The sequence below is a fragment of the Inquilinus ginsengisoli genome (assembly GCF_031453975.1).
Taxonomy (GTDB): Bacteria; Pseudomonadota; Alphaproteobacteria; order DSM-16000; family Inquilinaceae; genus Inquilinus; species Inquilinus ginsengisoli_A.
Window position 1 is genome coordinate 95,448 of the sequence record NZ_JAVDPW010000013.1, and the last position, 25,287, is coordinate 120,734.

A 25,287-nucleotide genomic window follows, 5' to 3' on the forward strand; every position below is an offset into this window, starting at 1 on the left:
CCAGGTTTCCGCGCGCGGACGCGCGCAGACCCCTCCCCCTAACCCCCTCCCGCAAGGGGAGGGGGGACTTAATTTGATCGTCCATCACGTGAGTATCTGTGATCAGGACTTGCCGCCCTTGGTGCCGCCGGTCATGCCTTGCCAGAAGGCGCGCTGCAGCGTCTCGAAGCCTTCGATGCTGGCCGGCAGCCAGGTCTTCATCAGCGCCTCCGGCTCCATCGCCGCGAGGTTGGCGCGCATCCGGGTCTCCAGGTCCTTCATCAGCGCCTGCTGCATCGGGGCGACATCGGGCAGGCCGAGGAACGTGCGGGCCTCCTCCGGCGTGCAGTCGATATCGACGGTGACTTTCATTTGATGTCTCCGGGCATAGGATGCCTTCGGGTCGGGTTGGCGGCGTCGGCAATCCGCGAGAGTATAGCCACGAAGCCGGTGATTGGCCGCAAGGGTCGTCACACACAGGAACAGGTCGCATGCCGAACCGTCTTGCCCAAGAGACCAGCCCCTACCTGCTGCAGCACGCCGACAACCCGGTGGACTGGCAGCCCTGGGGGGCCGAGGCCTTCGCCCGGGCCCGCGCCGAGAACAAGCCGGTGTTGCTGTCGGTGGGCTACGCCGCCTGCCACTGGTGCCACGTGATGGCGCATGAGAGCTTCGAGGACCCCGCGGTGGCCGCGGTGATGAACGACCTGTTCGTGTCGATCAAGGTCGACCGCGAGGAGCGGCCGGATGTCGACACCCTCTACCAGTCGGCGCTGGCGCTGCTGGGCCAGCAGGGCGGCTGGCCGCTGACCATGTTCCTGACCGCCGATGGCGAGCCGTTCTGGGGCGGCACCTATTTCCCGCCGACCAGCCGCTGGGGCCGCCCCGGCTTCACCGACGTGCTGCGCGCTTTGGCCGACACCTATGCCACCGAGCCGGAGAAGGTGACCGGCAACGTCACCGCCTTGGCCGAGGCGCTGGCAAAGCAGTCGGAGAACCGCGCCGGCGCCGGGCTGGACCGCGACGTGCTCGACGAGGTGACGGAGCGGATGGCCGGCCTGATCGACCCGGTGTGGGGCGGGCTGCGCGGCGCGCCGAAATTCCCCCAGCCCGGAATCCTCGAGCTGCTGTGGCGCGGCTGGCGCCGTACGCGTCATGCTGGGTCGGGCCGTACGTCTTGGCGTGACGCGGTGCTGCGCACGCTGACCGCGATGAGCCAGGGCGGGATCTACGACCATCTCGGCGGCGGCTTCGCCCGCTACTCCACCGACGAGGAATGGCTGGCGCCGCATTTCGAGAAGATGCTGTACGATAACGCCCAGCTGGTCGGCCTGCTGACCCTGGCCTGGCAGGAGACTCGCGACCCGCTCTATGCCGCAAGAGTGGCGGAAACCGTGGCCTGGATCGAGCGCGAGATGATCGCCGAGGGCGGTGCCTTCGCCGCCACGCTGGACGCCGACAGCGAGGGCGAGGAGGGCCGCTTCTATGTCTGGAGCGAGGCCGAGATCGACGCCGCGCTGGGCGACCGGTCGGCCGTGTTCAAGCACACGTACGACGTCTCGACCCATGGCAATTGGGAGGAGAAAAACATCCTCAACCGCCGACATCACCCGGCCCTGGGCGACGATGCGGCCGAGGCGGCGCTGGCGGCCGACCGGGCCGTACTCCTCGACCTCCGTGGGGCACGCGTACGGCCGGGCTGGGACGACAAGGTGCTGGCCGATTGGAACGGGCTGATGATCGCGGCCCTCGCCCGTGCCGCCCAGGCCTTCGACCGGCCGGACTGGATCGCCCTGGCCGAGACCGCCTTCGCCGCCGTGGTGCGGCAGCTCGGAGATGGCGATCGGCTCGCCCATGCGTGGCGGCGCGGCAAGGCGACCGCGCCCGGGCTGCTCGATGACTATGCAGACATGGCGGCGGCGGCGCTGGCGCTGCACGAGGCGACGGAGAATGCCGCCTATCTCGAAGACGCCAGACGCTGGACCGCGGTGCTCGACAGCCATTTCTGGGACGATTCGCGCGGCGGCTATTTCATGACCGCGGATGACGGCGAGGCGCTGATCGTGCGCACCAAGACCGTCTACGACGCGGCGGTCCCGGCCGGCAACGGCACCATGCTCGGGGTGCTGGCGCGGCTGCACCTGCTGACCGGCGACCGCCTCTACGGCCTGCGCGCGGAATCGCTGGTCACCGCCTTCGCCGGCGAGCTGCAGCGCAACTTCATCCCGCTCGCCACCTGGCTGAACCACGCCGAGGACTGGATGGAACCGCTGCAGATCGTGGTGATCGGCCCCCGGGACGACCCGGCGACCGCGGCGCTGCTGCGCGCGGTGCACGGCCGGTCGCTGCCCGGCCGGCTGCTGCTGCGGCTGGACCCCGGCACGGCGCTGCCGGAGGGCCATCCCGCCGCCGGCAAGACGATGCTGGACGGGCGGCCGACCGCCTATCTCTGCCGCGGGCCGGTGTGCCAGGCGCCGGTCACCACGCCGCAGACGCTGCTGGAGCTGGTCGGGTGATGAAGCGCGCTGCCGTCCCCGCAGACCGGGCCACCGCCACCATCGACACCCCGGTCGGGCCGGTGCGCATCACCGTGGCCGGCGGGGTGGTGGCCGCGGTCGACCACACCCAGGATCCGCCCGACGACGCGCCGCCGAAGGACAAGCTGCTGCGCAAGGCGATCCGGCAGATCGAGGAGTATTTCGCCGGCAAGCGCCGCCGCTTCGACCTGCCGATGGCGCTGGCCGCCAGCCCGTTCCAGGCGCGGGTGCGGCAGGCGATCATCGACATCCCCTATGGCGAGGCGGCGTCCTATGGCGGCGTGGCCCACATCCTGAACAGCGGCCCGCGCGCGGTCGGCCAGGCCTGCGGCCGCAACGACCTGGTGCTGCTGGTGCCCTGCCACCGCGTCATCGGCGCCGGCGGCAGCCTCGGCGGCTACGGCAGCACCTCCGGCCTGGAGCGCAAACGCCGGCTGCTGGCGTTCGAGGGGTATGAGGGGCGGTTCTAGGACGGCCTTGGAGGAGAGGCCCCTTCCTCACCCGTCATTGCGAGCGCAGCGAAGCAATCCATGCCAGACCCCGCCACACCCGGCCCCGCGGCCTCGCATGGATTGCCGCGCCCCTGCGGGGCTCGCAATGACGATGGGGGGTCCGCCGCTCAGGCCGGGGTGATGTCCGTCAGCGCGAAATCGTCGCCCTTGAACAGCAGCGGCGAGCGATAGTAGCGGGCGCAGGCATAGGCGAAGCAGTCGCCCAGGTTGAGCTGCGCAGGATGCCCCCGGCCCTTGCCGTATTGGGCGAAGGCGGCCAGGGCCATCGGTCCCGCCGAGGGCGGGATCGACAGGACGTTGATGCCCATCAAGTCCAGGAACCTGGCCACAGCGTCCGCCGCCACATCCACGTCCAGCGCGAGAATGCGCGCCACCGCGGCGCCGGCCTCGAACACCGCGATGGGAGAGGTGATCGGCGTCTTCTCGGCCTTGGACAGCCGGTCGGCGAAGGCGGCGGCATCCTGTTCGTCAGTCATCATGGCCACCAGGGCGGAGGCGTCGACGAACATCAGGGTGTCCCGCTGAGGTCGTCGAAGAACGCCTTGTCCGCCGGCTGCCCCTTTCCGGGGTTGCCGAGCGCCCGCAGGTTGCGGCAGAACTGCACCGCGAGATCGGCCTTCCGGGGTTTCGCCAGCTCATGGGCGAGTTCGCGCTCCAGCGCCTCATGGACCGCCTCGGTCAGCCCGACGCCCTTGGCCTTCGCGACCTTGCGTGCCAGGGCGTCGGTGTCCGGATTTTTGATGTGGAACGCCACGGTATAGCCTCGCTGGTGTATCCGTCTATCCAATATAGTGTATCCCGGCATGCGACTCACCACGAAGATGACAGGGTGGCGACTCTCCATAGCCCGGCTCCGCGGTCTGGCATGGATTGCTTCGCTCCGCTCGCAATGACGAGGGGTAAAGGGCGCGTACTCTTTTCTTCCTGTCATTGCCCGGCTTGACCGGGCAATCCAGGGGCTTTCAAGAGCCGCTCCGGCCGCCCCTGGATGCCACGGTCAAGCCGTGGCATGACAAATGAGGGAAGGAACGGCGCCCTGAAACTCTCCAGTCGTCCGTGCTTCCATCTCAACCGGGCACAGGTGGGATCAGACCAACCACGACCTGGAAAAATGTCGAGCTTTTGAGCTTCATTGCGACAGTTCAGGCCGCGAGCGGCTCTTCCCGATCCCCGCCCTCCAGCCGCCGTGACAAGCGCGGCGTCGTCCGGGTATCGTCCTTCCGCTTCGACCGACCGCTTCGTCCACCGTAACGCTCGAGGGAGAGCGCATTCATGGCGACAGTCACCATCACCGCTGCCGATGGCGGCCGCTTCAACGCCTATCTCGCGCGCCCCGCCTCGGGGTCCGGGCCGGGCGTCCTGGTCATCCAGGAGATCTTCGGGGTCAATGCGGTGATGCGGCAGATCTGCGACGATCTCGCCGCCCAGGGCTATGTCGCGCTGTGCCCCGATCTGTTCTGGCGGCAGGAGCCCGGCATCGACATCACCGACAAGTCGAAGGCCGAGATGGACAAGGCCTTCGCCCTGTTCGGCAGCTTCAACGAGACCGCCGGGGTCGAGGACCTGATCGCCTCGCTCGCGGCGCTGCGCGACCTGCCGGAATGCAGCGGCCGCGCCGGCGCCATGGGCTATTGCCTGGGCGGCCGCCTGGCCTTCCTGATGGCCACGCGCTCGGATGCCGACTGCGCCGTCAGCTACTACGGCGTCGGCATCGACAAGCTGCTGGGCGAGGCCAGCGCCATCACCCGGCCGCTGATGCTGCACATCGCCGAGCAGGACCAGTTCGTGCCGCCCGAGGCCCAGGCCCAGATCCGCGCCCGCATGGCGTCGCTGCCGACCGTGACGGTGCACGCCTATCCCGGCCTCGACCACGCCTTCGCCCGCGTCGGCGGCGACCATTACGACGCGGCCGGCGCCACGCTGGCCAACGGCCGCACCGCCGCCTTCCTCAAGACCCATCTCGGCTGAGAGCACCCCATGGTCCACGCCATCCGCATCCACGAGACCGGCGGCCCCGACATCCTGCGCTGGGAGGCGGTCGAGGTGCCGGCCCCCGCCGAGGGCGAGCTGCGCATCCGCCACACCGCCATCGGCCTGAACTACATCGACACCTATATCCGCGACGGGCTGTACAAGACGCAGCTGCCCCTGGTCCTGGGCCAGGAGGCGGCGGGCGAGGTGCTGGCCGTCGGCCCCGGCGTCACCGGCTTCAAGCCCGGCGACCGCGTCGCCTACGGCAACGGCCCGACCGGCAGCTATGCCGAGGAGCGGGTGATCCCGGCCGAGAAGGTGGTGAAGATCCCCGACGGGGTGAACGACCGCACCGCCGCGGCGATCATGCTGAAGGGGCTGACCAGCTGGTACCTGCTGCGCCGCACTTTCCCGGTCCAGCCGGGCCAGACCATCCTGTTCCATGCCGCGGCCGGCGGCGTCGGCCAGATCGCCTGCCAATGGGCCAAGCATCTCGGCGCCACCGTGATCGGCACCGCCGGCGGGCCGGAGAAGGTGGCCCTGGCCCGGGCCAATGGCTGCGACCATGTGATCGACTATTCCAGCGAGGATTTCGTCGCCCGGGTGCGCGCCATCACCGGCGGCAAGGGCGTGCCGGTGGTCTATGACGGCGTCGGCAAGACCACCTTCGAGGGCTCGCTGGACTGCCTGTCGCCGCGCGGCATGATGGTGACCTTCGGCAACGCCTCCGGCCCGGTGGCGCCGATCAGCCCGCTGGTGCTGTCGCAGAAGGGGTCGCTGTACCTGACCCGGCCGACGCTGGCCACCTACATCGCCGCCCGGTCGGAATACGAGGCGGCGGCGGCGGAGCTGTTCGATGTGGTGGCCAAGGGCGCGGTGAAGATCTCGATCAACCAGACCTACCCCTTGCGCGAGACCGCCCAGGCCCATCGCGACCTGGAGGCGCGCAAGACCACCGGCTCGACCGTGCTGCTGCCGTAAGGCAGGGCCTTCCCCCCTTCGTCATTGCGAGGAGGCGCAGCCGACGAAGCAATCCATGCCAGGCGTCGCCATGGATTGCTTCGCTGCGCTCGCAATGACGAAAGGGGGGTGGCGGCGCCTGAAAGGGCGGCTCAAACAGCACCCACCCACCACAGGAGCCCCGCATGTCCGGCGACCTCACGATCCGCCCCGCGGCCCGGCAGGATTACGACCGGTGGCTGCCGCTGTGGGACGGTTACAATGCGTTCTACGGCCGGTCGGGCCCGACCGCGCTGGCGCCCGACATCACCCGCACGACCTGGGACCGCTTCTTCGACGCCTATGAGCCGGTGCATGCGCTGGTGGCCGAAAGCGGCGGCGCGCTGCTCGGCCTGACCCATTACCTGTACCACCGCAGCACCACCGCGATCGCGCCCAGCTGCTACCTTCAAGACCTGTTCACGACCGAGGCGGCGCGCGGCAAGGGCGTCGGCCGGGCGCTGATCCAGGGCGTCTACGACCGGGCCCAGGCGGCCGGCTGCGCCCGCGTCTACTGGCAGACGCACGAGACCAACCAGACGGCGATGCAGCTCTACGACAAACTCGCCGAACGCTCCGGCTTCGTGGTCTACCGCAAGCTGTTCTGAAGGAGCCGCGACACCATGAAGGACTGCTCGACCACCACGGGCGACGCCTCCCGGCTGATCGACGCGCGGATCGCGGAGCTGGGCGACTGGCGGGGCCAGACTCTCGCCCATGTCCGCGGCCTGATCCGGCAGGCGGTCCCCGATGTGGTCGAGGAGTGGAAGTGGCGGGGCGTGCCGGTGTGGTCCCAGGGCGGGATCATCTGCACCGGCGAGACCTACAAGAGCGTGGTGAAGCTGACCTTCGCCAAGGGGGCGTCGCTGCCGGACCCCTCGGGCCTGTTCAACTCCAGCCTCGAAGGCAACACCCGGCGCGCCATCGATCTGCGCGAGGGCGAGGACATCGATGCGGAGGCCTTCGCAGCGCTGGTCCGGGCGGCCGCCGCCCTGAACGGGGCGCGGTAGGCGAGGGCCGCGCTTCAGATCTGGGATTCGATCGCCGCCTTGTCGATGACGGACCACACCGTCGCGATCTTCCCGTCCCGGAATTCGTAGAACACGTTCTCGGTGAAGGAGACTCTTCTGCCATTCACGGGCAGGCCGAGGAACTGTCCCTTGGGCGTGCAGTCGAAGCCCAGCCGGCTCGCGACATGGGGCGGATCGGCCACCAGCAGCTGGATGGTGAACTGCAGGTCCGGAATCTCCCGGAAATCCCGCTCCAGCATCTCGCGATACCCGGACAGCCCGATCCGGCGGCCGTTGTGGCTCGCCTCGTCATGGACGAACTGTCCCAGCGTCGGCCAGTCCTGCGCGTTCAGGCAGGCGATGTAGGCGCGGTAGAGGGCGGAGATTTCGGTTTTGGTCATGGCGATCGCTACAGTTGCACCTGTTCGACGTCTGCCGCGCCCCCGATATCCCATCGCGAGACCAGATCCAGCACATCCGCGACCGACATGCCGGCATGCGAGGTCGTGAGGATGAATCTGCTGCGATCCGTTCCGTCCCCGACGATGATCTCGTCGATCAGATCCTCCACCGCCGGGGCACCCTCGCCGACGACGGCGATCAGGCGGACTCCATCGGCGAGACAGCGTTCGACGAACGCCTCCAGCCGCGCGGGATCGCCGACAGGGGAATGCAGGACGATCTTCGTCGAAAGAGGCATGGCGCTCTCAGGCTACGGCATGGTCCGGGTGACGGCAATCTCGCCTCACCCTCGCCGCCCGGTCGCGCCCAGCAGCACGCCGGCGAGGACCAGGGTCAGGCCGGCGATCCGCGCGGGCGTCAGCGGTTCGCCCAGCAGCAGCACGGCGAAGACCACGGCCGAGGCCGGGGCGAAGGCGGTGAACAGCGCCGCCTGCGTCCCCGTGGTGCGGGCGGTGCCGGCGAACCACAGCAGGAAGCCCAGCACCGTCGGCACCACCGCGTAATAGGCCACCGCGGCCAGGGCGGTCGGCGCCGCCGCCAGCGCCGCCCAGTCGCGCTCCAGCAGCACCGCCGGGACCAGCGACAGCACCAGCCCCAGCCCGGTCATGACCGCCGACTGCACCAGCGGCGGCAGGGCGACGTGCAGCCGCTTGTTCAGCAGGATGAACACCGCCTCGCAGGCCACCGCGCCCAGCACCAGCAGGGTGCCGGCGAGGGTGGAGGCCGGACCGTCGCCGCGCGCGCCCAGCGTGACCGCGACGGCTCCCGCCGTGGCCAGGGCGGTGGCGGCCCAGTCCTGGCCGCCCTGGCGCTCGCGCAGCGCCACCGCGGCGAACAGCGTGGTCATGGCCGGCAGGGTGCCCAGCACCACCCCGGCATCGGCGGCGGAGGTCAGGCCGGTGCCGGCGATCAGCAGCACGGTGTAGCCGACGCTGCCGGCCCCCGCCTGCACCGCCAGCAGCGCCAGGTCGCGCCGGCCCAGCCGCGGCCACGGCACCCGGCGGGCGCGCAGCAGCAGCCAGAACAGCGGGAAGGCGATCAGGAAGCGCAGGGCGGTGGCGGTGAAGGGCGGCAGGCCGGCGCCGGCGAGGCGGCTGGCCACCACGGTGCTGCCGACGCCGATCATCGCCAGGGTCAGGCAGGCATATCCGGAGAGTCTCTGGGTCATGGCCGCAGCTATCGCAGGCTGTGCCGCCCGCCGTCTTGAACGGGATTGGAGGCCGGGGTGGGTGAGACCGCCCCTCAGGCCACAGCCCGACGATACCGGCCGGGCGTGACCCCCAGCTGGCGGAGGAAGGCGCGGGTCAGGTGGCTCTGGTCGGCGAAGCCGGCCTCCGCCGCCGCCTCGGCCGGGGTGCGGCCGCGGGCCAGCAGCTGCCGCGCCAGATGCACCCGGCGCTGCACCAGATAGGCGTGCGGCGTGATCCCGACCTCGCGGGCGAAGCCGCGCAGCAGCTGGAACCGGCTGACGCCCGACAGCGCCGCCAGCTCGGCCAGGGTCGCCGGCAGCTCCGGCGCGCCGTCCAGCCGCCGCAGGGCCCGGGCCACGCTGGGGGCGGGGCCGCCGGACGGGGCGGGGGCCACGCCGTGCCGGCGCTGGACATGAGCCAGGGCGCGCAGCAGCGCCTCCTCGCCGGCCAGACGGTCCGGCCGCGCCGCGGTCAGGCCGGCGAACAGCCGGGCGAAGTGCCGGGCCAAGAGCGGGTCCTGCGCCACCGGTCGCACGATCTCGACCGGGCCCGCGGCCTCCTCGGCCAGCTCGCCGGCCACCAGGGCCGGGTCGAGATAGATCATGCGCCAGCCGCGGGCGGCGCCGCCGGCCGGCGCGCCGTCATGCATCTCGCCGGGATTGACCATGATGACGTCGCCGGCCCCGGCCTCGACCGCGCCGATGCCGCTCCACGACCGCTGGGCGCCGAAGCCGATCACGCCGATGCCGAACTGGTCGTGCGAATGGCGCGGGAAATGGTGGGTCGAGGCCAGGGTCATGGCATCGATGCCCGGCACCGCCGACCGGTGCTGCTCGACATGGTGGGTGCGGGGGGCGCGCATGCCGCGATCCTAGCGCATCCGGCGACGGCGATCGCGATCCGGAATAGCAACTTATCGGTTGCGCTTTCGGCCGGCATCGGCCATGAATAGGCAACAAGGAGGTTGCCTTTATGACCGATCGGATCACGAAGAGCATCGAGCTGCGCGCGCCCGTCGAGCGGGTGTGGCGCGCTTTGACCGACCCCACCGAATTCGGCACCTGGTTCCGGGTGAGGCTGGAGGGCCCCTTCGTGCCCGGCCAGCTGTCGCGCGGCCGCATCACCCATCCCGGCTACGAGCATGTGGTGTGGGAGGCCAGGGTGGTGGCGATGGACGAACCGCGCCTGTTCTCCTTCACCTGGCATCCCTATGCCGTCGATCCCGCGGTGGATTATTCGCAGGAGACGCCGACCCTGGTCGAGTTCCGGCTGGCGCCGACCGCGGCCGGGACCCGGCTGGTGATCGTCGAATCCGGCTTCGGTGCGTTGCCGGCCCACCGCCGGGCCGAAGCCCTGCGCATGAACCAGGGCGGATGGGAGCAGCAGATCCGGAACATCCGGGCCCATGTCGAATCCTAGCGTCGCGGCCCCCGCCCCACATCCGGCCCCCGCCCCGCACCCCGCCGCCGTGTTCGCGGCGCTGGGCGACCCCACCCGCCTGTCGCTGCTGATGACCCTCAGCGACGGGCAGAGCCGGTCGATCGCCGCGCTGTCGGCGGACACCCGGCTGACCCGGCAGGCCGTGACCAAGCACCTGCATGTGCTGCAGCATGCCGGCCTGGTCAGCAGCCTGCGCCGCGGCCGCGAAAGCCGCTTCGCCTACCGGCCCGACCCGATCGCCGAGGCGCGGTCCTATCTCGACACGGTGTCGGCGCAATGGGACGACGCCCTGTCGCGGCTCCGCGCGCTGGTGGAGGGCTGAGCGGGATCGGCGCCGTTGCCAAGCCGCGGACCCTCGTGGATACAGGGTGGATCGGTCCACAGCCACGAGGTCGCCGCAGATGCCGGATGAAGAGGCGGTTCGCATCGACGAGGCCCTGGTGGCCCGGCTGGTCGCCACCCAGTTCCCGCATTGGGCGGATCTGCCGATCCGGCCGGTGCGGTTCGGCCGCTGGGACAACCGCACCTTCCATCTCGGCGACCGCATGACCGTGCGGTTGCCGAGCAGCGCGGCCTATGTCCTGCAGGTGGAGAAGGAGCATCGCTGGCTGCCGCTGCTGGCCCCGGTGCTGCCGCTGCCGATTCCGGCACCCCTGGCCAAGGGCGCGCCGGGGGAGGGCTATCCCTGGCCGTGGTCGGTCTATCGCTGGCTCGACGGCGAGACCGCGGCGGCCGGGCGGATCGCCGATCTCGGCGGGTTCGCGACCGCGCTCGGCCGGTTCCTGGTCGCGCTGAAGCGGGCCGATGCCACCGGCGGGCCGCCGGCGGGGCCGCACAACTTCTTCCGCGGCGGGTCGCTGGCCGTCTATGACGGCGAGACCCGGCAGGCGATCGCCGCCCTCGGCGGCCGGATCGACGGCGCCGCCGCGACCGCGGTGTGGGAGGCGGCCCTGGCGGCGACCTGGCGCGGCGACCCCGTGTGGTTCCACGGCGACATCAGCGTCGGCAACCTGCTGGTGCAGGACGGCCGGCTGAGCGCCGTGATCGATTTCGGGACCTCGGGCGTGGGCGACCCGGCCTGCGACCTGGTGATCGCCTGGACCCTGTTCGACGGCGACAGCCGCGCCGCCTTCCGCGCCGCCCTGCCCAGCGACCAGGCGACCTGGGCCCGGGCCCGCGGCTGGGCGCTGTGGAAGGCCCTGATCGTCTACGCCCAGCTGCCCGGCACCACCCCCGACCCGGTCGAGGCGGAGACGTCCCGGCGGGTGATCGACGCCGTGCTGGCCGATCATGCCGAGCTGGCTTAGGCCATCGTTTCAGCGATAGCCGGTGGCGTCGGCGGGCTTTCCGGCATCCTGGACCTCCGGCACATAGCGCCAGGCGTCGGGGCGGGACCCGTCGAGATCGGTGAAGCCGTAGACCTGGGCCAGCCCGCCGCTGGACAGCGACTGCCCGTTCCACCGCGCCCGGTCCGGGTCGGCCGCCAGGGCCGCCACGGCGCGCCCCAGGAAGCGCGGGGTCTCGGAGATGATGAAGTGCGGCTGGACCTTGGTGGCGTCGCGCCAGGTCTCCTCGGTCACGCCATAGGCGTCCAGCATCATCTCGGACCGCATCCATCCCGGGGTGACGCAGACCGCGGTGGCGCCATGCGGGGCGAGGTCCCTGGCATGGGCCCAGGCCATCCGCGTCGCCGCCACCTTGACCAGGTCGTAGAAGGGCGACAGCCGATAGTGGTCGGCATTGTAATCCGCGGTGCCGTCGGTGACCTCGACCAGCAGGCCGCCCGGCCGCTCGATCAGCAGCTTCAGGGCGTGGTGCGCCGTGACCAGATGGGTGTCGATGCCGAGGCGCAGCAGGCGCAGACCCTTCTGCAGGTCGTGCTCCCAGACCGGCTTGTTCCACTCCATCAGCTTTTCGCCGCCCCAGATGTCGTTGACCAGGATGTCGAGGCGCCCCTGCTCGGCCCGGATGCGGTCGACCAGCCGGCCGACATCCTCGGCGACGAGATGGTCGACCTGGACGGCGATGCCCTGGCCGCCCAGGGCCGTGACCATCTCCGCCGTCTCCTCGATGGTCTCCGGCCGCTCATACTCGGATGGGTGGTCGCGCGTCGTCCGCCCGGTGACATAGACCGTGGCCCCGGCGGCGCCGAGCTCGACCGCGATGCCCCGGCCCCCGCCGCGCGTGCCGCCCGCGACCAGGGCGACCTTTCCCGACAGCGTCATCGATTCCTCCCGGATATGGGCCACGGGCCGGTTGGCAGCCCGGCCCGATGTGGTATATAAACGATTGTTCGGTTATAAACGGAAGTCAAGATGCCTCGGCGCAAGACCCTGTCGGACGAGGAGGTGCTGGCGGCGGCGCACAGGCTGATGCACGAGAGCGGGCCGGAGGCGCTGACCTTCGCCACCCTGGCCCAGGCCTGCGGCCTGTCGGCCTCGACCCTGGTGCAGCGCTTCGGCAGCAAGGCCCAACTGGTGCGCAGCACGCTGATGCGGGCCTGGGACCGGCTGGACGAGAAGACCGCCGGGCTGGCGGCGACGGTGCCCAGGACCGCGGCCGGCGCGGTGCGGATGCTGTCGGCGCTGTCGCGGGACTATGGCGGGATCGAGGCCTATGCCGACGGGCTGCTGATCCTGCGCGAGGATCTGCGCGACCCCGCCCTGCGGTCGCGCGGCGCCGCCTGGAAGGCCGCGCTGTCCGACGCCCTGGAGGACTGCTTCCGGCAGGTGCCCGATGCGCCGCCGGGCATCGGCCTGCTGATGGCGTCGCAATGGCAGGGGTCGCTGCTGTGGTGGAGCTTCGACCCGCAGGGCGATGTCGACCGCTACGTCGAGGACAGCCTCAACCGCTTCGTGGCCGCCTTCGTCATCCCCGGGGTGACGGCTTCGTCATCCCCGGGGTGACGGCTTCGTCATCCCCGGGGTGACGGCTTCGTCATCCCCGGGGTGACGGCTTCGTCATCCCCCGGATCGTGATCGGGCGGCGGCCGCACCCCGAGGCGATCACTGATATTGCTGCTGCTGCTGTTCCTGCCACCGCTCCTGCTGCTCCTGCTGCTCTTCCATCTGGCGCTGCTGTTCCTGTTGCTGCTGCCACTGCTCGCGCTGGTCCTGCTGCTGCTGCCAGTATTCCTGCTGCTCCTGCTGGTCCTGCGCCTGGCGCTGCCGCTCCTGCTCGTCGTCCTGCTGCCGCCGCATCTGCTCCTGCTGCTGGCGGTACTGCTCCTGCTGGTAGAACTGCTGCTGCTGTTGCTGCTGCGAATCGTCGTAGCCCTGCGGCTGATAGGGGTCGACCGCCGCATGGTCGTAATATCCGCCGCCGCCATAGTCCGTCTGGCAGCCGGCCAGCGCGGCCAGGCAAAGCACCGCCAGGGCGCCCGCGACCCCGCGGCCGAGGCGCCTGCGCGCCGGATGATCTCGTTCCACCTGAAGTGAAGCCGTCACGCTCTCGTCCTCCCGGAATGGCGGCGCGTTGGACAAGCACACAACTCGCGGCCGGCCGCCCTGTTCCCCGGGGCGCCGAGATGCCGGGGCCAGCGGGTGGACGAGCCGTCCACCTCCGTCACCGGCGCATCCGAGCCATGCGATCCCCCGCCGCCGCTTGACCGCGGGCCCGCTTTGTTCTCCGCTGATTGTCCCTCCCTGCCGCCATGCGGGTCATGGCGGCGCGACGCATCCGGAAAGTGATTGCCATGCCGGCCCAGACCACCCCGATCAGGATCGACTTCGTCTCCGACGTCTCCTGCCCCTGGTGCGCGATCGGCCTCAACGCGCTGGAACAGGCGGTGCGGCGGCTGGACGGCGAGGTCGCGGTCGAGCTGCACTTCCAGCCCTTCGAGCTGAACCCGCAAATGGCGCCCGAGGGCGAGGACGTGGTCGAGCACCTCACCCACAAATACGGCGGGTCCGCCGCCCAGATCGCGCAGAACCAGGAGGGCATCCGCCAGCGCGGCGCCGCGGTGGGCTTCACCTTCGACTTCGGCCAGCGCCGCCGCATCTACAACACCTTCGACGCCCACCGGCTGCTGCATTGGGCCGAGCAGGAAGGCCGCCAGCGCGAGCTGAAGCACGCGCTGTTCGCCGCCTATTTCACCGATGGCGAGGATGTCGGCTCGCATGCCGTGCTGGCGCGGGTGGCCGGCGAGGTCGGGCTGGACGCCGACCGGGCGGCCGCCATCCTGGCCGGCAGCGAATTCGCCGAGGACGTGCGGGCCCAGGAGCGGTTCTACCAGGACCACGGCATCCGCGCGGTGCCGGCGATCGTGTTCAACCAGCGCCACCTGATCGAGGGCGGCCAGCCGGTCGAGGTGTTCGAGCAGGCCCTGCGCCGGATCGCGACGGAAGGCTGAAGGGCCGGCCTCAGCCGAAACTCCGCAGGATTTATCAGATCGGTCCGTGCGAGAGAGTGGTGACGCAGCAGGTCGGGAGCAGGCGATGACGTCGTCACCGAAGCGCGCATCACTCGCCGGCCCAGCGATGCCACCCGGGGTCCCAGCGGCGTTCGAGGCCTGTCCGCCCGCCATCCGGGCACGGCTCCTGACGGTGCGGCGGCTGATCTTCGAGACGGCGGCTGCGACGGAGGGGGTCGGCCCCCTCACCGAGACGCTCAGATGGGGCCAGCCGGCCTATCTGACCGCGGCCACCGGCAGCGGCAGCACGATCAGGCTGGGCTGGCCGCGCGCCGCGCCCGAACGCTGCGCGGTCTACTTCCACTGCGGGACCACGCTGGTCGCGACATTCCGGGCGCTGTTCTCCAACGAGCTGGCCTTCGAGGGAAACCGTGCGATCCTGCTGGGCGCGTCCGATCCCTTGCCGGAAAGCCCGCTGGCCGCCTGTTTGGCGATCGCGCTGACCTATCATCTCGGGAGATGACGGAGAGGGGAGCCTGAAGAGGCCGTCTGGAACCGCGTTGGCGTGAGTCGACTGGTGGTGGTTGCGAGAACCGGCGCGCAGCGGACGTTTGGGTCCGTGAGCACCGGAAGCGCAGCAACCGCCATCAGGCGGCCGCGCCGGCGTGGTTCCAGACGGCCTCTAAGGTGTTGGCACGGCCGGGGCAGCGTAGGCGCGCAGGAAGGCGTCGACGCCGCTGCGCAGCCCGCGCTCGATCCGCTCCTCGCTCGGAATCTCGAGGCCCAGCTCGAGACGCATCTTCATGTGGCCGAGGATCATGGCGCCGAACTGCTCGGCCGCCAGCTCCGGGTCCGGCACCGCCAGCTGGCCCCGTTCGGTGGCGGCGGCGAAGAACGTGGCCAGGTGCGCCTTGCCCTGGCCGGGGCCGGCGTCATACATCATCCGCCCCAGCTCCGGAAACCGGGCGGCCTCCGCCATGACGCTGCGGTACACCTTGTTCACATCGGGGTGGAGGATGAAGCGCAGCAGCGTGCCGCCGGCCTCCATCAGCGCGGCGCGCAGGTCGTCCGGCGGCGGCGACATCGCCGCCAGCAGCTCATAGACCCGGCAGGCGCTGCCGACCATGGCGGTGAACAGCTCCTGCTTGCTGGTGAAATGCGCGTAGAGCGTGGCCTTGGACACCCCGGCCTCCCGCGCGATCGCGTCCATGCTGGCCGCGCCGAAGCCCTGCTCGAGGAAGACCGTGTACGCCGCCTCCAGGATCTGGGCGGGCTTCCGGCTGGCCGTGGCTGGCGGGGGAAGCGTGTCGAGAAGGGGGCGGGTCATGGCTCTCAGGGATACACCGGGATTGAACTAAACTGAACCGTTCAGTTTGATCTTGACAACACATAGTCCGATCCGCACCTTCCCGCAACAAGACTGAACGGTTCAGTTCACCCCTGCCCGGTTGCCCCCATGCGCAAGCCCATCATCGTCGTCGCCGCCCTGATCGCCGCCGCCGGCGCTGGCTATTTCGGCTATCACTGGTGGACCGTCGGCCGGTTCCTCGAGACCACCGACAACGCCTATGTGCAGAGCGACACCGCCACGCTGAGCCCGCAGGTCGAGGGTTCGGTGGTCGAGGTGCTGGTCACCGACAACCAGATGGTGAAGGCCGGCGCGCCGCTGATCCGCATCGACGACCGGGACTACCGCGCCCAGGTGGCGCAGGCGAAGGCGGAGCTGGCAGGCCAGCAGGCGACGCTGGCCTCGATCGAGCAGCAGCTGGCGCTGCAGGGGTCGATGATCGCCCAGGCCACCGCCACGGTCGACCAGGCCACCGCGACCCTGGCCCAGTCCGGCAACGACCTGGAGCGCGCGCGCCGGCTGTGGGAGTCCCGCAACGGCAGCCAGCAGGCCTTCGAAACCGCCGACACCGACCAGAAGCGCGCCACCGCCGCCCTGGCCAGCGCCCAGGCCGCCCTGGCCAACCAGCAGGGCCAGACGGCGATCCTGGAGGCGTCGCGCCGCCAGGCCCAGGCCCAGATCGAAAAGCTGACCGCCGCGGTCGACCTGGCCCAGATCAGCCTCGACCGCACGGTGATCCACGCACCGGTCGACGGCGTGGTCGGCAACAAGGGGGTCGAGGTCGGGCAGTATGTCAAGGCCGGCACCCAGCTCCTGTCGATCGTGCCGCTGCCGAAGGTCTATGTCGTCGCCAACTTCAAGGAGACCCAGCTCTCCGACATGCGGGTGGGCCAGAGCGTGGCGCTGAGCATCGACGCCTTCCCCGGCAAGTCGCTGACCGGCCATGTCGAAAGCTTCGCCCCGGCCAGCGGCGCCGAATTCAGCCTGCTGCCGCCGGAGAACGCGACCGGCAACTTCACCAAGGTGGTGCAGCGCGTGCCGGTGCGGATCGCCCTCCCGATCGACAACCAGCTCAGCGGCCTGCTGCGCCCCGGCCTGTCGGTCGGCGTCTCAGTCGACACGCGGGAGGAGGGGACCGGCCCGCTCCTGGCCAGCGGCATCTTCGGCGCCGCGGTGGCGGCCGAGCTGCGTCAGTGACCGCGGTGACGGCGACCGCGGCGGCGCCCGTGCCGGCCGCGGCGAAGAAGGCCGGGTCCTCGACGCGCGAGACCCTCGGCTTCTTCACCATGGTCGTCGGCATGTTCATGGCGATCCTGGACATCCAGATCGTCTCCAGCTCGATCAGCGAAATCCAGGCCGGGCTGTCGGCCAGCCCGGACGAGATCAGCTGGGTGCAGACCGCCTATCTCATCGCCGAAGTGGTGATGATCCCGCTCTCCGGCTTCCTGTCGCGGCTGTTCTCGACCCGGATCCTGTTCGTCGTCTCGGCGGCCAGCTTCACCCTGTCCAGCGTCGCCTGCGCCATGGCCTGGAACATCGAATCGATGATCCTGTTCCGCGCCGTGCAGGGCTTCCTCGGTGGGGCGATGATCCCAACCGTCTTCGCCGCCTCCTTCATCCTGTTCCCGCCCGAGAGGCGGGCCGGGGTCTCGGTGCTGATCGGCCTGGTCGCCACCATGGCGCCGACCATCGGGCCGACGCTCGGCGGCTACCTGACTCAGGCCTTCTCCTGGCACTGGCTGTTCCTGATCAATGTCGTGCCGGGCGTGATCGTCACCGCCGGCGTCTGGTTCCTGGTCGATTTCGACAAGCCGAATTTCAGCCTGTTCAAGGGGTTCGACTTCGCCGGGCTGGGCCTGATGGCGACGTTCCTCGGCAGCCTGGAATACGTGTTCGAGGAAGGGCCGCGCTACGACTGGCTCGAGGACCACGCGATCTTCACCTTCGCGGTGATCGGCGTCCTCGCCGGCATCGGCTTCTTCCTGCGGGTGCTGACCGCGAAGAATCCGATCGTCGACCTGCGCGCCTTCGCCGACCGCAACTTCGCCGTCGGCTGCCTGTTCAGCCTGATCATCGGCGTCGGCCTCTACGGCGCGGTCTATATCGTGCCGCTGTTCCTGGCCCGCGTCCGCGGCCTGAACAGCCTGCAGATCGGCGAGATCATGTTCGTCACCGGCCTGTTCCAGTTCGCCTCGGCGCCGATCGCCGGCATGCTGTCGAAGAAGCTGGACCTGCGGGTGATGCTGGGCATCGGGCTGGTGGCCTTCGGCACCGGCGTCTACCTGATGACCTGGATCACCGCGGATTGGAGCTTCTGGGAGCTGTTCTGGCCGCAGGCCATCCGCGGCATGTCGCTGATGCTGCTGTTCCTGCCGATCAACACCCTGGCGCTGGGCACCCTGCCGCCGGACAAGATCAAGAACGCCTCCGGCCTCTACAACCTGATGCGCAACCTCGGCGGCGCCTTCGGCCTGGCCGGCATCAACACGGTGATGATCGACCGGGCGGCGTTCCACACCTCGCGCATCGCCGACCATGTCACCATGACCAACCCGCAGGTGCAGGCGATGGTGGGCAATCTCAGCCAGAAGTTCACCGCGGCCGGGGTCGGCAACCCCGACTTGGCGGCGGTCAGGACGCTCGACAACATGGTGCTGCAGCAGTCCCAGGTGCTGACCTTCGCCGACTGCCTGCTGCTGATGGCGCTGCTGTTCTATGCCGGGCTGCTGCTGATGCCGCTGCTGCGCATGCCGAAGCAGGCGAAGCCGCCGGCCGAGGCGCATTGAGAAGGTCGGGCGGTCAGCTGAAGACCGCCCCGTCGGCGCCGTAGCTGTTGATCAGGCGGCAGCTCTCACGGTCGTAGACCACCACCACGCTGCCCGGGCGGCCCGCCAGCTTCACCCAGATCTGCCGCTGCGAGAACGTCCGGATATACGCATCCTGAACCGGCTGCTGATAGATGCTGGCAAGCGATGCGGCGGTCAGCCGGTAGCCCGCAAGCTGCCCCGCGATCTGCGGCGCGCACTGGTTGCCGCCCAGCATCTGGTCGACGGTCTGCACCAGGGCGGCGTCCGGCGTCGCCGGCGCCGGTCCGGATGACACGCAGGCGGCAAGGCCGGTGCCGGCGAGAAGAATCGCGACGGCCGGGATCGATCGCATGAAAGCCACGCTAACCACCCTCAAGGTTAGGACCATTCCCTAGATGGGCGTTCCCGCCCGCCAATCAATCGCATGACCGCAGGGCCCGGCCGTTTTCACGGCGGAGATCTCTTCCCGAGGCGGGTTCCCCACCGGCCAGCGGACAACAAAAAGGCCGCCGGTCCTGCGACCGGCGGCCTGCCTGGCATCGAACGCCGGGGCGCCCGTTACTGGTTCATGCTGTCGAAGAAGTCCGAATTCGACTTGGTGTGCTTCAGCTTCTCCATCAGGAACTCCATCGCATCCGTCGGCCCCATCGGCATCAGGATCCGGCGCAGCACCCACATCTTCGACATGGTGGCCTTGTCGACCAGCAGCTCTTCCTTGCGGGTGCCGGACTTGCCGATGTCGATCGCCGGGAAGGTCCGGCGGTCCGACAGCTTGCGGTCCAGGATCACCTCGGAATTGCCGGTGCCCTTGAACTCTTCGAAGATCACCTCGTCCATCCGGCTGCCGGTGTCGATCAGCGCGGTGGCGATGATGGTCAGGCTGCCGCCTTCCTCGATGTTGCGCGCGGCGCCGAAGAAGCGCTTCGGCCGCTGCAGCGCGTTGGCGTCGACGCCGCCGGTCAGCACCTTGCCGGAGGACGGCACCACGGTGTTGTAGGCGCGGGCCAGGCGGGTGATGGAGTCGAGCAGGATGACGACATCCTTCTTGTGCTCGACCAGGCGCTTGGCCTTCTCGATCACCATCTCGGCCACCTGGACGTGGCGCGTCGCCGGCTCGTCGAAGGTGGAGGAGATGACCTCGCCCTTCACCGACCGGTCCATGTCGGTCACTTCCTCCGGCCGCTCATCGATCAGCAGCACGATCAGGAAGGCGTCGGGGTGGTTCTCGGCGATCGAATTGGCGATGTTCTGCAGCATCACCGTCTTGCCGGTGCGCGGCGGCGCCACGATCAGGGCGCGCTGGCCCTTACCGAGGGGCGAGACCAGATCGATGATCCGGCCGGTGACGTTCTTCTTGGTCGGGTCGTTCAGCTCCATCCGCAGCGCTTCGTCGGGATAGAGCGGCGTCAGGTTGTCGAAGGTGACCCGGTGGCGGACCCGGTCGGGGTCCTCGAAGTTGATCTGGTTGACCTTGGTCAGAGCGAAATAATGCTCGTTTTCCTTCGGCGCCCGGATCTCGCCCTCGATGGTGTCGCCGGTGCGCACCCCGAAGCGGCGGATCTGTTGCGGCGACACATAGATGTCGTCCGGGCCGGGCAGGTAATTCGATTCCGGGGAGCGGAGAAATCCGAACCCGTCGGACAGGACTTCAAGAACGCCTGATCCAAAAATGGCAACGTCGTTTTCGGCCAGCTGCTTGAGGATGGCGAACATCATGTCCTGCTTGCGCAGCATGCTCGCGTTCTCGACCTCAAGCTCCTCGGCATAGGCCAGGAGCTCGCTGGGCGCTTTGTCTTTCAGTTCTTGCAGATGCATGGGGACCCTGATGGGCGTGGGCAGATCGTCGGCGTCGCGACGTCTTTGGATTGTTTTCTCGGCAGGAAGCTCGATCTCGCGGCGCGAAGGGCTCGACCGCGTCGGCGTATCGATGATCGCCGGAAGACCGTTGAGAACAACAGATGGTTATCGAAGGACCTGCCGCAAGTCAATCACGCGACCCTTTGGCGGTCCTATTTTCGTCATTCCCGCTTTCGCGGGAATGACGAGCAAGGGAATTGGAGGGTGACGGCCTGAGGCCGTTCAGAACGGCCGCACGATCACCATGACCACGATGATCAGCAGCAGCAGCGCCGGAACCTCGTTGGCGATGCGGAAGAAGCGTTCGCTGTGCTGGTTGCGGCCCTCGGCGAAAGCGCGGCGCCACCGCATGCACAGATGGTGCAGCACCAGCAGGATCACAACCCCCGTCAGCTTCACATGCAGCCAGCCCTGCTGCAGCAGCGACGGGTCAATGGTCAGCATGGCGATGCCGAACACCAGGGCCAGCACCACCGAGGGCAGCATGATGCCGCGCATCAGCCGCCGCTCCATGATCGAGAAGCGCTCGTATTCCGGCGTGCCCGGCGCGGTCTGGCTGTGATAGACGAACAGCCGCGGCAGATACAGCATCCCGGCCATCCACGAGATCACGAAGAAGACGTGGAACGCCTTGATCCAGAGGTAGTAAGCCGCCATCCGTCTCTCGCTCCCTATGCCGCTTTGCTGGGGCACCCCGAAAACGCCGCCGGGCAGATCCGGCCGCCGTCGCCGGCCTCGCATGTCGATCCCCGGCGATGCCCGGCCCGCACCAGGTCGGCCAGGCCGGCGATGAAGCCCTCGTCGGCGCCGACCGTTGGCACCCGCAGGTAGCACGGCGCGCCGCCCTCGTCAGCCAGCTTGCGGTATTCGATGTCCAGCTCGACCAGCGTCTCGGAATGCTCCGACACGAAGGCGATCGGCACCACCACGATCGGCCGCCCGGCATGCGCCGCCTCATGGATCACCGCCTCGGTCGACGGCTCGATCCATTTCAGCCGGCCGACCCGGCTCTGATAGGTCGACACCCAGTCGAGGTCGGGGATGCCCGAGGCCTCGGCCAGCGCCGCGGCGGTGCGCTCGCACTGCCACTGATAGGGGTCGCCGGCCTTGACGATCTTCTCCGGCAGGCCGTGCGCCGAGAACAGCACCCGCGGCCGGCCATGCGCCGCCGCCTCGGCATGGGCCGCCCGCAGCCCGGCGGCCATGGCGGCGATGAAGCGGCTTTCGGTGGGATAGCAGCAGACCGCCCGGGTCGGCACGTCCAGCCGGGCGATCCTGCAGGCATCGCGCCACACCCGCATCGACGAGCCGGTGGTGGTGGTCGAGAACTGCGGGTACAGCGGCAGCAGGATGACCTCGTCCGGCGCGAAGTCCTTCACCAGCATCGCCGTCTCCTGGCTCATCGGATGCCAGTAGCGCATGGCGATGAAGGCCTTGACCTCGCCCAGGTCGGCCAGCTCCGCCTCCAGCGCCCGGGCCTGGGCCTCGGTGTTGGGCAGCAGCGGCGAGCCGCCGCCGATCTCGGCATAGATGTCCTTGGCCACCCGGGTCCGCTTCCTGGCGATCGCCCAGGCCAGGATGACCCGCAGCGGGTTGGGCAGGCGGATGATGGCGGGGTCGGCGAACAGGTTGAACAGGAACGGCCGGATCGCGTCCGGATTGTCGGGTCCGCCCAGGTTGAACAGGACGATGGCGATCCGCCGGCTCATGCTCACCCCTTCCTGCGCAGATGCTCGACCAGGGCTCCGACATGCTCCGGCGGGGTCCGCTGCTGCACGCCATGGCCGAGGTTGAAGACGAACGGGCCGCGGCCCAGGGCGTCTACGATCGCATCGGCGGCCCGGATCATCGGGTCGCCGCCGGTCACCAGGAAGACGGGGTCCAGATTGCCCTGCACCGCCGCCTTGGGCTGCAGCGCCCGCGCCGCCCAATCCAGCGGCACGCTGCCGTCCAGCCCGACCGCATCGACCCCGGTGCCGGCGAGGTAGCGCTCGTACAGCAGCCCGGCGCCGCGCGGGAAGCCGATGATCGGCACGCCGGGGGCGCCGGCCCGCACGGCATCGACGATCCGCCGGGTCGGCGCGATCACCCAGCGGTCGAACTCCGCCGCCGGCAGCACCCCGGCCCAGCTGTCGAACAGTTGCACCGTCTCGGCCCCGGCCGCGATCTGGCGCAGCAGATAGGCGCTGGTGGCGTCGACCAGCAGGTCGACCAGCCGGGCGAAGGTCTCCGGCGCCCCGAAGGCCAGCCCCTTCACCGCGGCGTATTCCTTGCTGCCCCCGCCCTCGACCATATAGGTCGCCACCGTCCAGGGAGCGCCCGCGAAGCCGATCAGCGCCACCTCGGGGGGGAGGAGGCCGGCGACCCGGCCGACGGTCTCGTAGACCGGTCCCAGCACGTCGTGGAGGCGGTCGGCGGACAGCCGGCCGATGCCGGCGGCGTCGGTCACCGGCGCCAGCTTCGGGCCTTCGCCCTCGACATAGTCCAGCGCCTGGCCCAGCGCGTGCGGCACCACCAGGATGTCGGAGAACAGGATCGCCGCATCCAGCCCGTAGCGGCGGATCGGCTGCAGCGTCACCTCCGCGGCCAGCTCCGGGTTGTAGCACAGGTCCAGGAAGCTGCCGGCCCGGGCGCGGACGGCGCGGTATTCCGGCAGGTAGCGCCCGGCCTGGCGCATCAGCCAGACCGGCGGGCGGGCCAGGGCCTCGCCGGCCAGGGCGCGCAAAAACGGCTTCTCGGATCTGGTCACGGTCTCTCCCCCGGTGCGGCCATCCTTTACCATGAAGAGAGTCCTTTAGAATTGAGGTAGGCAGTGGATGGCTGTGGATAACGGGGATTGTGACTCTTCCCCATTCCATCCACAGGGTTGCCCCCAGCCGATCGGCAAAGCCTGTGGAAAGCGGGGATGACACGACCGACTCGCTACACCCTCGCGCTTCCCCCTGTCCACAATGTGCGGGACGACTCGACGTCGCATCCGGCCGTCCCGGCGGCCCGGCACAGCGGTCGGGATTCTCGCCCCCAGCCTGATGGAAGAGTCGAGGAATCAGCGGTCAGCGGGCATGGAATCGCGTCAAGCCCCCCTGAAACGCGTTCCATCCCCATTTTGCCCACAGACAATCCCCAAGCCTCGGGATAAAACAGGGCTATGGCGCAGACCAAGACATTCCACCTACATCTCGTTTCGGATTCGACGGGTGACACCATTCATAGTGTTGCCCGCGCCTGCCTCGCCCAGTTCGAGGGGGCGGAGCCGGTGGAGCACTTCTGGAACCTGGTGCGCACCAACCGCCAGCTCGACCTGGTGGTCGAGGAAATCCGCGCCCATCCCGGCATCGTCGTGTTCACCCTGGTCGATGACGGGCTGCGTCACCGCCTGCTGGATGTCTGCGGCACGCTGGGCGTGCCCTGCATCTCGGTGCTCGACCCGATCATGGCGGCGCTGGCGCAGCAGCTGGGCATGGCGGTGCATGGCCGGCCCGGCCGGCAGCACATGATGGACGCCGCCTATTTCCACCGCATCGAGGCGATGGACTATGCCTTGGGCCATGATGACGGCCATCTGGTGCGCGACCTGCATCAGGCCGACGTCATCCTGGTCGGCGTGTCCCGCACCTCGAAGACCCCGACCTGCCTCTATCTCGCCAATCGCGGGGTCAAGGCGGCGAACGTGCCCTTCGTGCCCGGCCTGCCGCTGCCGGAGGATCTGCACAAGGTGACCCGGCCCCTGGTGGTCGGGCTGACCAAGGACCCGGAACGGCTGGTGCAGCTGCGCCGCAACCGGATGCAGATGCTGAACCAGGCCCAGACCACCGACTATGTCGACCCCGAGCAGGTGCGGTCGGAGGTGGCGGAGGCCCGGCGCTATTTCGCCAAGCACCGCTGGCCGGTGCTCGACGTCACCCGCCGCGCGATCGAGGAGACGGCGGCGGAGATCCTGTCGCTGCTGGCCCGCCGCGGCCGCAATGCGGGGATTCCGTGAGCGGCATCGTCCTGGCCTCCGGCAGCGCCACCCGCCGGGCGATGCTCGAGGCGGCCGGCGTCGCGCTGGCGGTCAGCGCCGCCGCGATCGACGAGGGCGAGGTCAAGGCCTCGATGCAGGCCGAAGGCGCGTCCCCGGGCGATGTCGCCGAGATGCTGGCCGGCATGAAGGCGCGCCGGATCTCGCTGCGCCATCCCGGCGCCCTGGTGATCGGCGCCGACCAGATGCTGGAGTGCGACGGGGTCTGGTACGACAAGCCGGCGGATCGCGACGCGGCCCGGGCCCAGCTGCTGGCGCTGCGCGGCCGCACCCACACCCTGACCTCGACCGCGCTGGCGATGCGCGACGGCGAAAGGCTGTGGCACAGCACCGACACCGCGCGGCTGACCATGCGATCGTTCAGCCATCTGTTCCTCGAGACCTATCTCGACGCGGTCGGCCCGGCCGTGCAGTCCTCGGTCGGCGCCTACCAGCTCGAAGGCTGGGGCGCCCAGCTCTTCGCCCGGATCGAGGGCGACCATTTCACCATTCTCGGCCTGCCGCTGCTGCCGCTGCTCGGCTTCCTGCGCGACCAGGGAGTTCTGCCGTCGTGAGGGGACAGGATCGGGCCTTGTTCAGGCCTTCTTTTTCTAGTCCCCCCTCCCCTTGCGGGAGGGGGTTGGGGGAGGGGTCTGCGCGCGTCCGCGCGCGTATCGGCAAAAGTCCGATTGAGCGGATGGCCGCATATGCCATGGGTTTGGCCGGATCGGGCCGAGAGAACCCCCTCCCCCTACCCCCCTCCCGCAAGGGGAGGGGGGACTCCTATGGCTTCGGCCGGCTGCTGCAATCTGATGGACATTTTC

General features: G+C 69.5%; 31 protein-coding genes. 16 read left to right on the forward strand and 15 right to left on the reverse strand.

From position 1 onward, the window contains the following. Positions 1 to 102 precede the first annotated feature (102 nt). A complete protein-coding gene (locus E9232_RS30805) occupies positions 103 to 351 on the reverse strand; it encodes a DUF6489 family protein (protein WP_309800812.1) in 249 nt (82 codons plus the stop codon). 119 nt (positions 352 to 470) lie between these two features. Between E9232_RS30805 and E9232_RS30810 the strand changes: the two genes are divergently transcribed. Beyond that, entirely contained in the window at positions 471 to 2,495 is a 2,025-nt protein-coding gene (locus E9232_RS30810) for a thioredoxin domain-containing protein (RefSeq protein ID WP_309800814.1), read from the forward strand. Beyond that, on the forward strand, positions 2,495 to 2,986 hold the full coding sequence (locus E9232_RS30815; protein WP_309800816.1) for a methylated-DNA--[protein]-cysteine S-methyltransferase: 492 nt from the start codon (positions 2,495 to 2,497) through the stop codon (positions 2,984 to 2,986). The genes E9232_RS30810 and E9232_RS30815 overlap by 1 nt, the downstream gene beginning before the upstream one ends. A 149-nt stretch (positions 2,987 to 3,135) precedes the next feature. Here E9232_RS30815 and E9232_RS30820 read toward each other — a convergent pair whose 3' ends face one another. Both E9232_RS30820 and E9232_RS30825 read right to left on the reverse strand, forming a co-directional pair. Continuing rightward, positions 3,136 to 3,537: a type II toxin-antitoxin system VapC family toxin gene (locus E9232_RS30820; RefSeq protein ID WP_309800818.1), complete on the reverse strand. Its 402-nt coding sequence runs from the start codon at positions 3,535 to 3,537 to the stop codon at positions 3,136 to 3,138. Continuing rightward, positions 3,537 to 3,782, reverse strand: a complete 246-nt coding sequence (locus E9232_RS30825) for a type II toxin-antitoxin system VapB family antitoxin (RefSeq protein ID WP_309800820.1) — start codon at positions 3,780 to 3,782, stop codon at positions 3,537 to 3,539. Before E9232_RS30825 ends, E9232_RS30820 begins: the two co-directional genes overlap by 1 nt. A 518-nt stretch (positions 3,783 to 4,300) precedes the next feature. Between E9232_RS30825 and E9232_RS30830 the strand changes: the two genes are divergently transcribed. The 4 genes from E9232_RS30830 (at position 4,301) to E9232_RS30845 (ending at position 7,008) form a co-directional block, all read left to right on the forward strand. Further along, entirely contained in the window at positions 4,301 to 4,996 is a 696-nt protein-coding gene (locus E9232_RS30830; protein ID WP_309800822.1) for a dienelactone hydrolase family protein, read from the forward strand. Between the two features lie 9 nt (positions 4,997 to 5,005). Next, a complete protein-coding gene (locus tag E9232_RS30835) occupies positions 5,006 to 5,980 on the forward strand; it encodes a quinone oxidoreductase family protein (protein WP_309800823.1) in 975 nt (324 codons plus the stop codon). 164 nt (positions 5,981 to 6,144) lie between these two features. Then, positions 6,145 to 6,606: a GNAT family N-acetyltransferase gene (locus tag E9232_RS30840; protein ID WP_309800824.1), complete on the forward strand. Its 462-nt coding sequence runs from the start codon at positions 6,145 to 6,147 to the stop codon at positions 6,604 to 6,606. Between the two features lie 15 nt (positions 6,607 to 6,621). After that, a complete protein-coding gene (locus tag E9232_RS30845) occupies positions 6,622 to 7,008 on the forward strand; it encodes a DUF1801 domain-containing protein (protein WP_309800826.1) in 387 nt (128 codons plus the stop codon). Positions 7,009 to 7,022: 14 nt separating this feature from the next. Here the strand turns inward: E9232_RS30845 and E9232_RS30850 are convergent, their stop codons facing one another. The 4 genes from E9232_RS30850 to E9232_RS30865 form a co-directional block, all read right to left on the reverse strand. Beyond that, positions 7,023 to 7,409 carry an ester cyclase gene (locus tag E9232_RS30850; protein ID WP_309800827.1) on the reverse strand — a complete coding sequence of 129 codons (387 nt, stop codon included), beginning with the start codon at positions 7,407 to 7,409 and terminating at the stop codon, positions 7,023 to 7,025. Between the two features lie 8 nt (positions 7,410 to 7,417). Next, the gene (locus E9232_RS30855; RefSeq protein WP_309800828.1) at positions 7,418 to 7,708 is read right to left on the reverse strand and encodes a DUF7684 family protein; all 291 of its coding nucleotides are present in this window, start codon (positions 7,706 to 7,708) and stop codon (positions 7,418 to 7,420) included. Positions 7,709 to 7,753: 45 nt separating this feature from the next. Beyond that, on the reverse strand, positions 7,754 to 8,638 hold the full coding sequence (locus tag E9232_RS30860; RefSeq protein ID WP_309800831.1) for a DMT family transporter: 885 nt from the start codon (positions 8,636 to 8,638) through the stop codon (positions 7,754 to 7,756). A 74-nt stretch (positions 8,639 to 8,712) separates the two neighbouring features. Continuing rightward, positions 8,713 to 9,522, reverse strand: a complete 810-nt coding sequence (locus E9232_RS30865; protein ID WP_309800833.1) for a helix-turn-helix transcriptional regulator — start codon at positions 9,520 to 9,522, stop codon at positions 8,713 to 8,715. Between the two features lie 110 nt (positions 9,523 to 9,632). Between E9232_RS30865 and E9232_RS30870 the strand changes: the two genes are divergently transcribed. From E9232_RS30870 to E9232_RS30880, 3 genes are all read left to right on the forward strand, one after another. Then, complete coding sequence (locus tag E9232_RS30870; RefSeq protein WP_309800835.1) at positions 9,633 to 10,079, forward strand: SRPBCC family protein; 447 nt, start codon at positions 9,633 to 9,635, stop codon at positions 10,077 to 10,079. After that, positions 10,066 to 10,422, forward strand: a complete 357-nt coding sequence (locus E9232_RS30875) for an ArsR/SmtB family transcription factor (RefSeq protein ID WP_309800837.1) — start codon at positions 10,066 to 10,068, stop codon at positions 10,420 to 10,422. The genes E9232_RS30870 and E9232_RS30875 overlap by 14 nt, the downstream gene beginning before the upstream one ends. 79 nt (positions 10,423 to 10,501) lie before the next feature. Then, positions 10,502 to 11,407, forward strand: coding sequence for an aminoglycoside phosphotransferase family protein (locus E9232_RS30880; RefSeq protein ID WP_309800839.1), 906 nt, complete (start codon positions 10,502 to 10,504; stop codon positions 11,405 to 11,407). A 9-nt stretch (positions 11,408 to 11,416) separates the two neighbouring features. Here the strand turns inward: E9232_RS30880 and E9232_RS30885 are convergent, their stop codons facing one another. Next, positions 11,417 to 12,325, reverse strand: a complete 909-nt coding sequence (locus tag E9232_RS30885; protein WP_309800841.1) for an SDR family oxidoreductase — start codon at positions 12,323 to 12,325, stop codon at positions 11,417 to 11,419. A 90-nt stretch (positions 12,326 to 12,415) separates the two neighbouring features. On the opposite strand from E9232_RS30885, the gene E9232_RS30890 reads away from it, so the two are divergent. Next, entirely contained in the window at positions 12,416 to 13,006 is a 591-nt protein-coding gene (locus E9232_RS30890) for a TetR/AcrR family transcriptional regulator (RefSeq protein ID WP_309800842.1), read from the forward strand. A 99-nt stretch (positions 13,007 to 13,105) separates the two neighbouring features. Here the strand turns inward: E9232_RS30890 and E9232_RS30895 are convergent, their stop codons facing one another. Further along, positions 13,106 to 13,546 carry a hypothetical protein gene (locus tag E9232_RS30895; protein ID WP_309800844.1) on the reverse strand — a complete coding sequence of 147 codons (441 nt, stop codon included), beginning with the start codon at positions 13,544 to 13,546 and terminating at the stop codon, positions 13,106 to 13,108. A gap of 248 nt (positions 13,547 to 13,794) precedes the next feature. Between E9232_RS30895 and E9232_RS30900 the strand changes: the two genes are divergently transcribed. Both E9232_RS30900 and E9232_RS30905 read left to right on the forward strand, forming a co-directional pair. After that, on the forward strand, positions 13,795 to 14,451 hold the full coding sequence (locus E9232_RS30900) for a DsbA family oxidoreductase (RefSeq protein WP_309800845.1): 657 nt from the start codon (positions 13,795 to 13,797) through the stop codon (positions 14,449 to 14,451). Between the two features lie 85 nt (positions 14,452 to 14,536). Continuing rightward, the gene (locus tag E9232_RS30905; RefSeq protein WP_309800847.1) at positions 14,537 to 14,974 is read left to right on the forward strand and encodes a DUF1801 domain-containing protein; all 438 of its coding nucleotides are present in this window, start codon (positions 14,537 to 14,539) and stop codon (positions 14,972 to 14,974) included. A gap of 159 nt (positions 14,975 to 15,133) precedes the next feature. On the opposite strand, the gene E9232_RS30910 is transcribed toward E9232_RS30905, so the two are convergent. Beyond that, positions 15,134 to 15,778 (reverse strand): TetR/AcrR family transcriptional regulator, encoded by a 645-nt coding sequence (locus E9232_RS30910; protein ID WP_309800848.1) that lies wholly within the window; start codon positions 15,776 to 15,778, stop codon positions 15,134 to 15,136. A gap of 129 nt (positions 15,779 to 15,907) precedes the next feature. Here E9232_RS30910 and E9232_RS30915 point away from each other — a divergent pair, with 129 nt between their 5' ends. Together E9232_RS30915 and E9232_RS30920 are read left to right on the forward strand one after the other, a co-directional pair. Further along, positions 15,908 to 16,996 carry an HlyD family secretion protein gene (locus E9232_RS30915; protein ID WP_309800850.1) on the forward strand — a complete coding sequence of 363 codons (1,089 nt, stop codon included), beginning with the start codon at positions 15,908 to 15,910 and terminating at the stop codon, positions 16,994 to 16,996. Beyond that, positions 16,993 to 18,585, forward strand: coding sequence for a DHA2 family efflux MFS transporter permease subunit (locus E9232_RS30920; RefSeq protein ID WP_309800852.1), 1,593 nt, complete (start codon positions 16,993 to 16,995; stop codon positions 18,583 to 18,585). Before E9232_RS30915 ends, E9232_RS30920 begins: the two co-directional genes overlap by 4 nt. A gap of 13 nt (positions 18,586 to 18,598) precedes the next feature. Here the strand turns inward: E9232_RS30920 and E9232_RS30925 are convergent, their stop codons facing one another. From E9232_RS30925 to hemE, 5 genes are all read right to left on the reverse strand, one after another. After that, on the reverse strand, positions 18,599 to 18,958 hold the full coding sequence (locus E9232_RS30925; RefSeq protein WP_309800855.1) for a hypothetical protein: 360 nt from the start codon (positions 18,956 to 18,958) through the stop codon (positions 18,599 to 18,601). A gap of 206 nt (positions 18,959 to 19,164) precedes the next feature. Beyond that, the gene (gene rho / locus E9232_RS30930; protein ID WP_309800857.1) at positions 19,165 to 20,421 is read right to left on the reverse strand and encodes a transcription termination factor Rho; all 1,257 of its coding nucleotides are present in this window, start codon (positions 20,419 to 20,421) and stop codon (positions 19,165 to 19,167) included. Positions 20,422 to 20,685: 264 nt separating this feature from the next. Continuing rightward, on the reverse strand, positions 20,686 to 21,120 hold the full coding sequence (hemJ, locus tag E9232_RS30935) for a protoporphyrinogen oxidase HemJ (protein ID WP_309800858.1): 435 nt from the start codon (positions 21,118 to 21,120) through the stop codon (positions 20,686 to 20,688). A gap of 14 nt (positions 21,121 to 21,134) precedes the next feature. Further along, entirely contained in the window at positions 21,135 to 22,172 is a 1,038-nt protein-coding gene (gene hemH / locus E9232_RS30940; protein WP_309800859.1) for a ferrochelatase, read from the reverse strand. 2 nt (positions 22,173 to 22,174) lie between these two features. Next, positions 22,175 to 23,245 carry a uroporphyrinogen decarboxylase gene (hemE, locus tag E9232_RS30945; protein WP_309800861.1) on the reverse strand — a complete coding sequence of 357 codons (1,071 nt, stop codon included), beginning with the start codon at positions 23,243 to 23,245 and terminating at the stop codon, positions 22,175 to 22,177. A 366-nt stretch (positions 23,246 to 23,611) separates the two neighbouring features. Here hemE and E9232_RS30950 point away from each other — a divergent pair, with 366 nt between their 5' ends. Beyond that, positions 23,612 to 24,445 (forward strand): pyruvate, water dikinase regulatory protein, encoded by an 834-nt coding sequence (locus E9232_RS30950; protein WP_309800862.1) that lies wholly within the window; start codon positions 23,612 to 23,614, stop codon positions 24,443 to 24,445. Continuing rightward, positions 24,442 to 25,038, forward strand: coding sequence for a Maf family protein (locus tag E9232_RS30955; RefSeq protein WP_309800864.1), 597 nt, complete (start codon positions 24,442 to 24,444; stop codon positions 25,036 to 25,038). Before E9232_RS30950 ends, E9232_RS30955 begins: the two co-directional genes overlap by 4 nt. Positions 25,039 to 25,287: the final 249 nt, after the last annotated feature.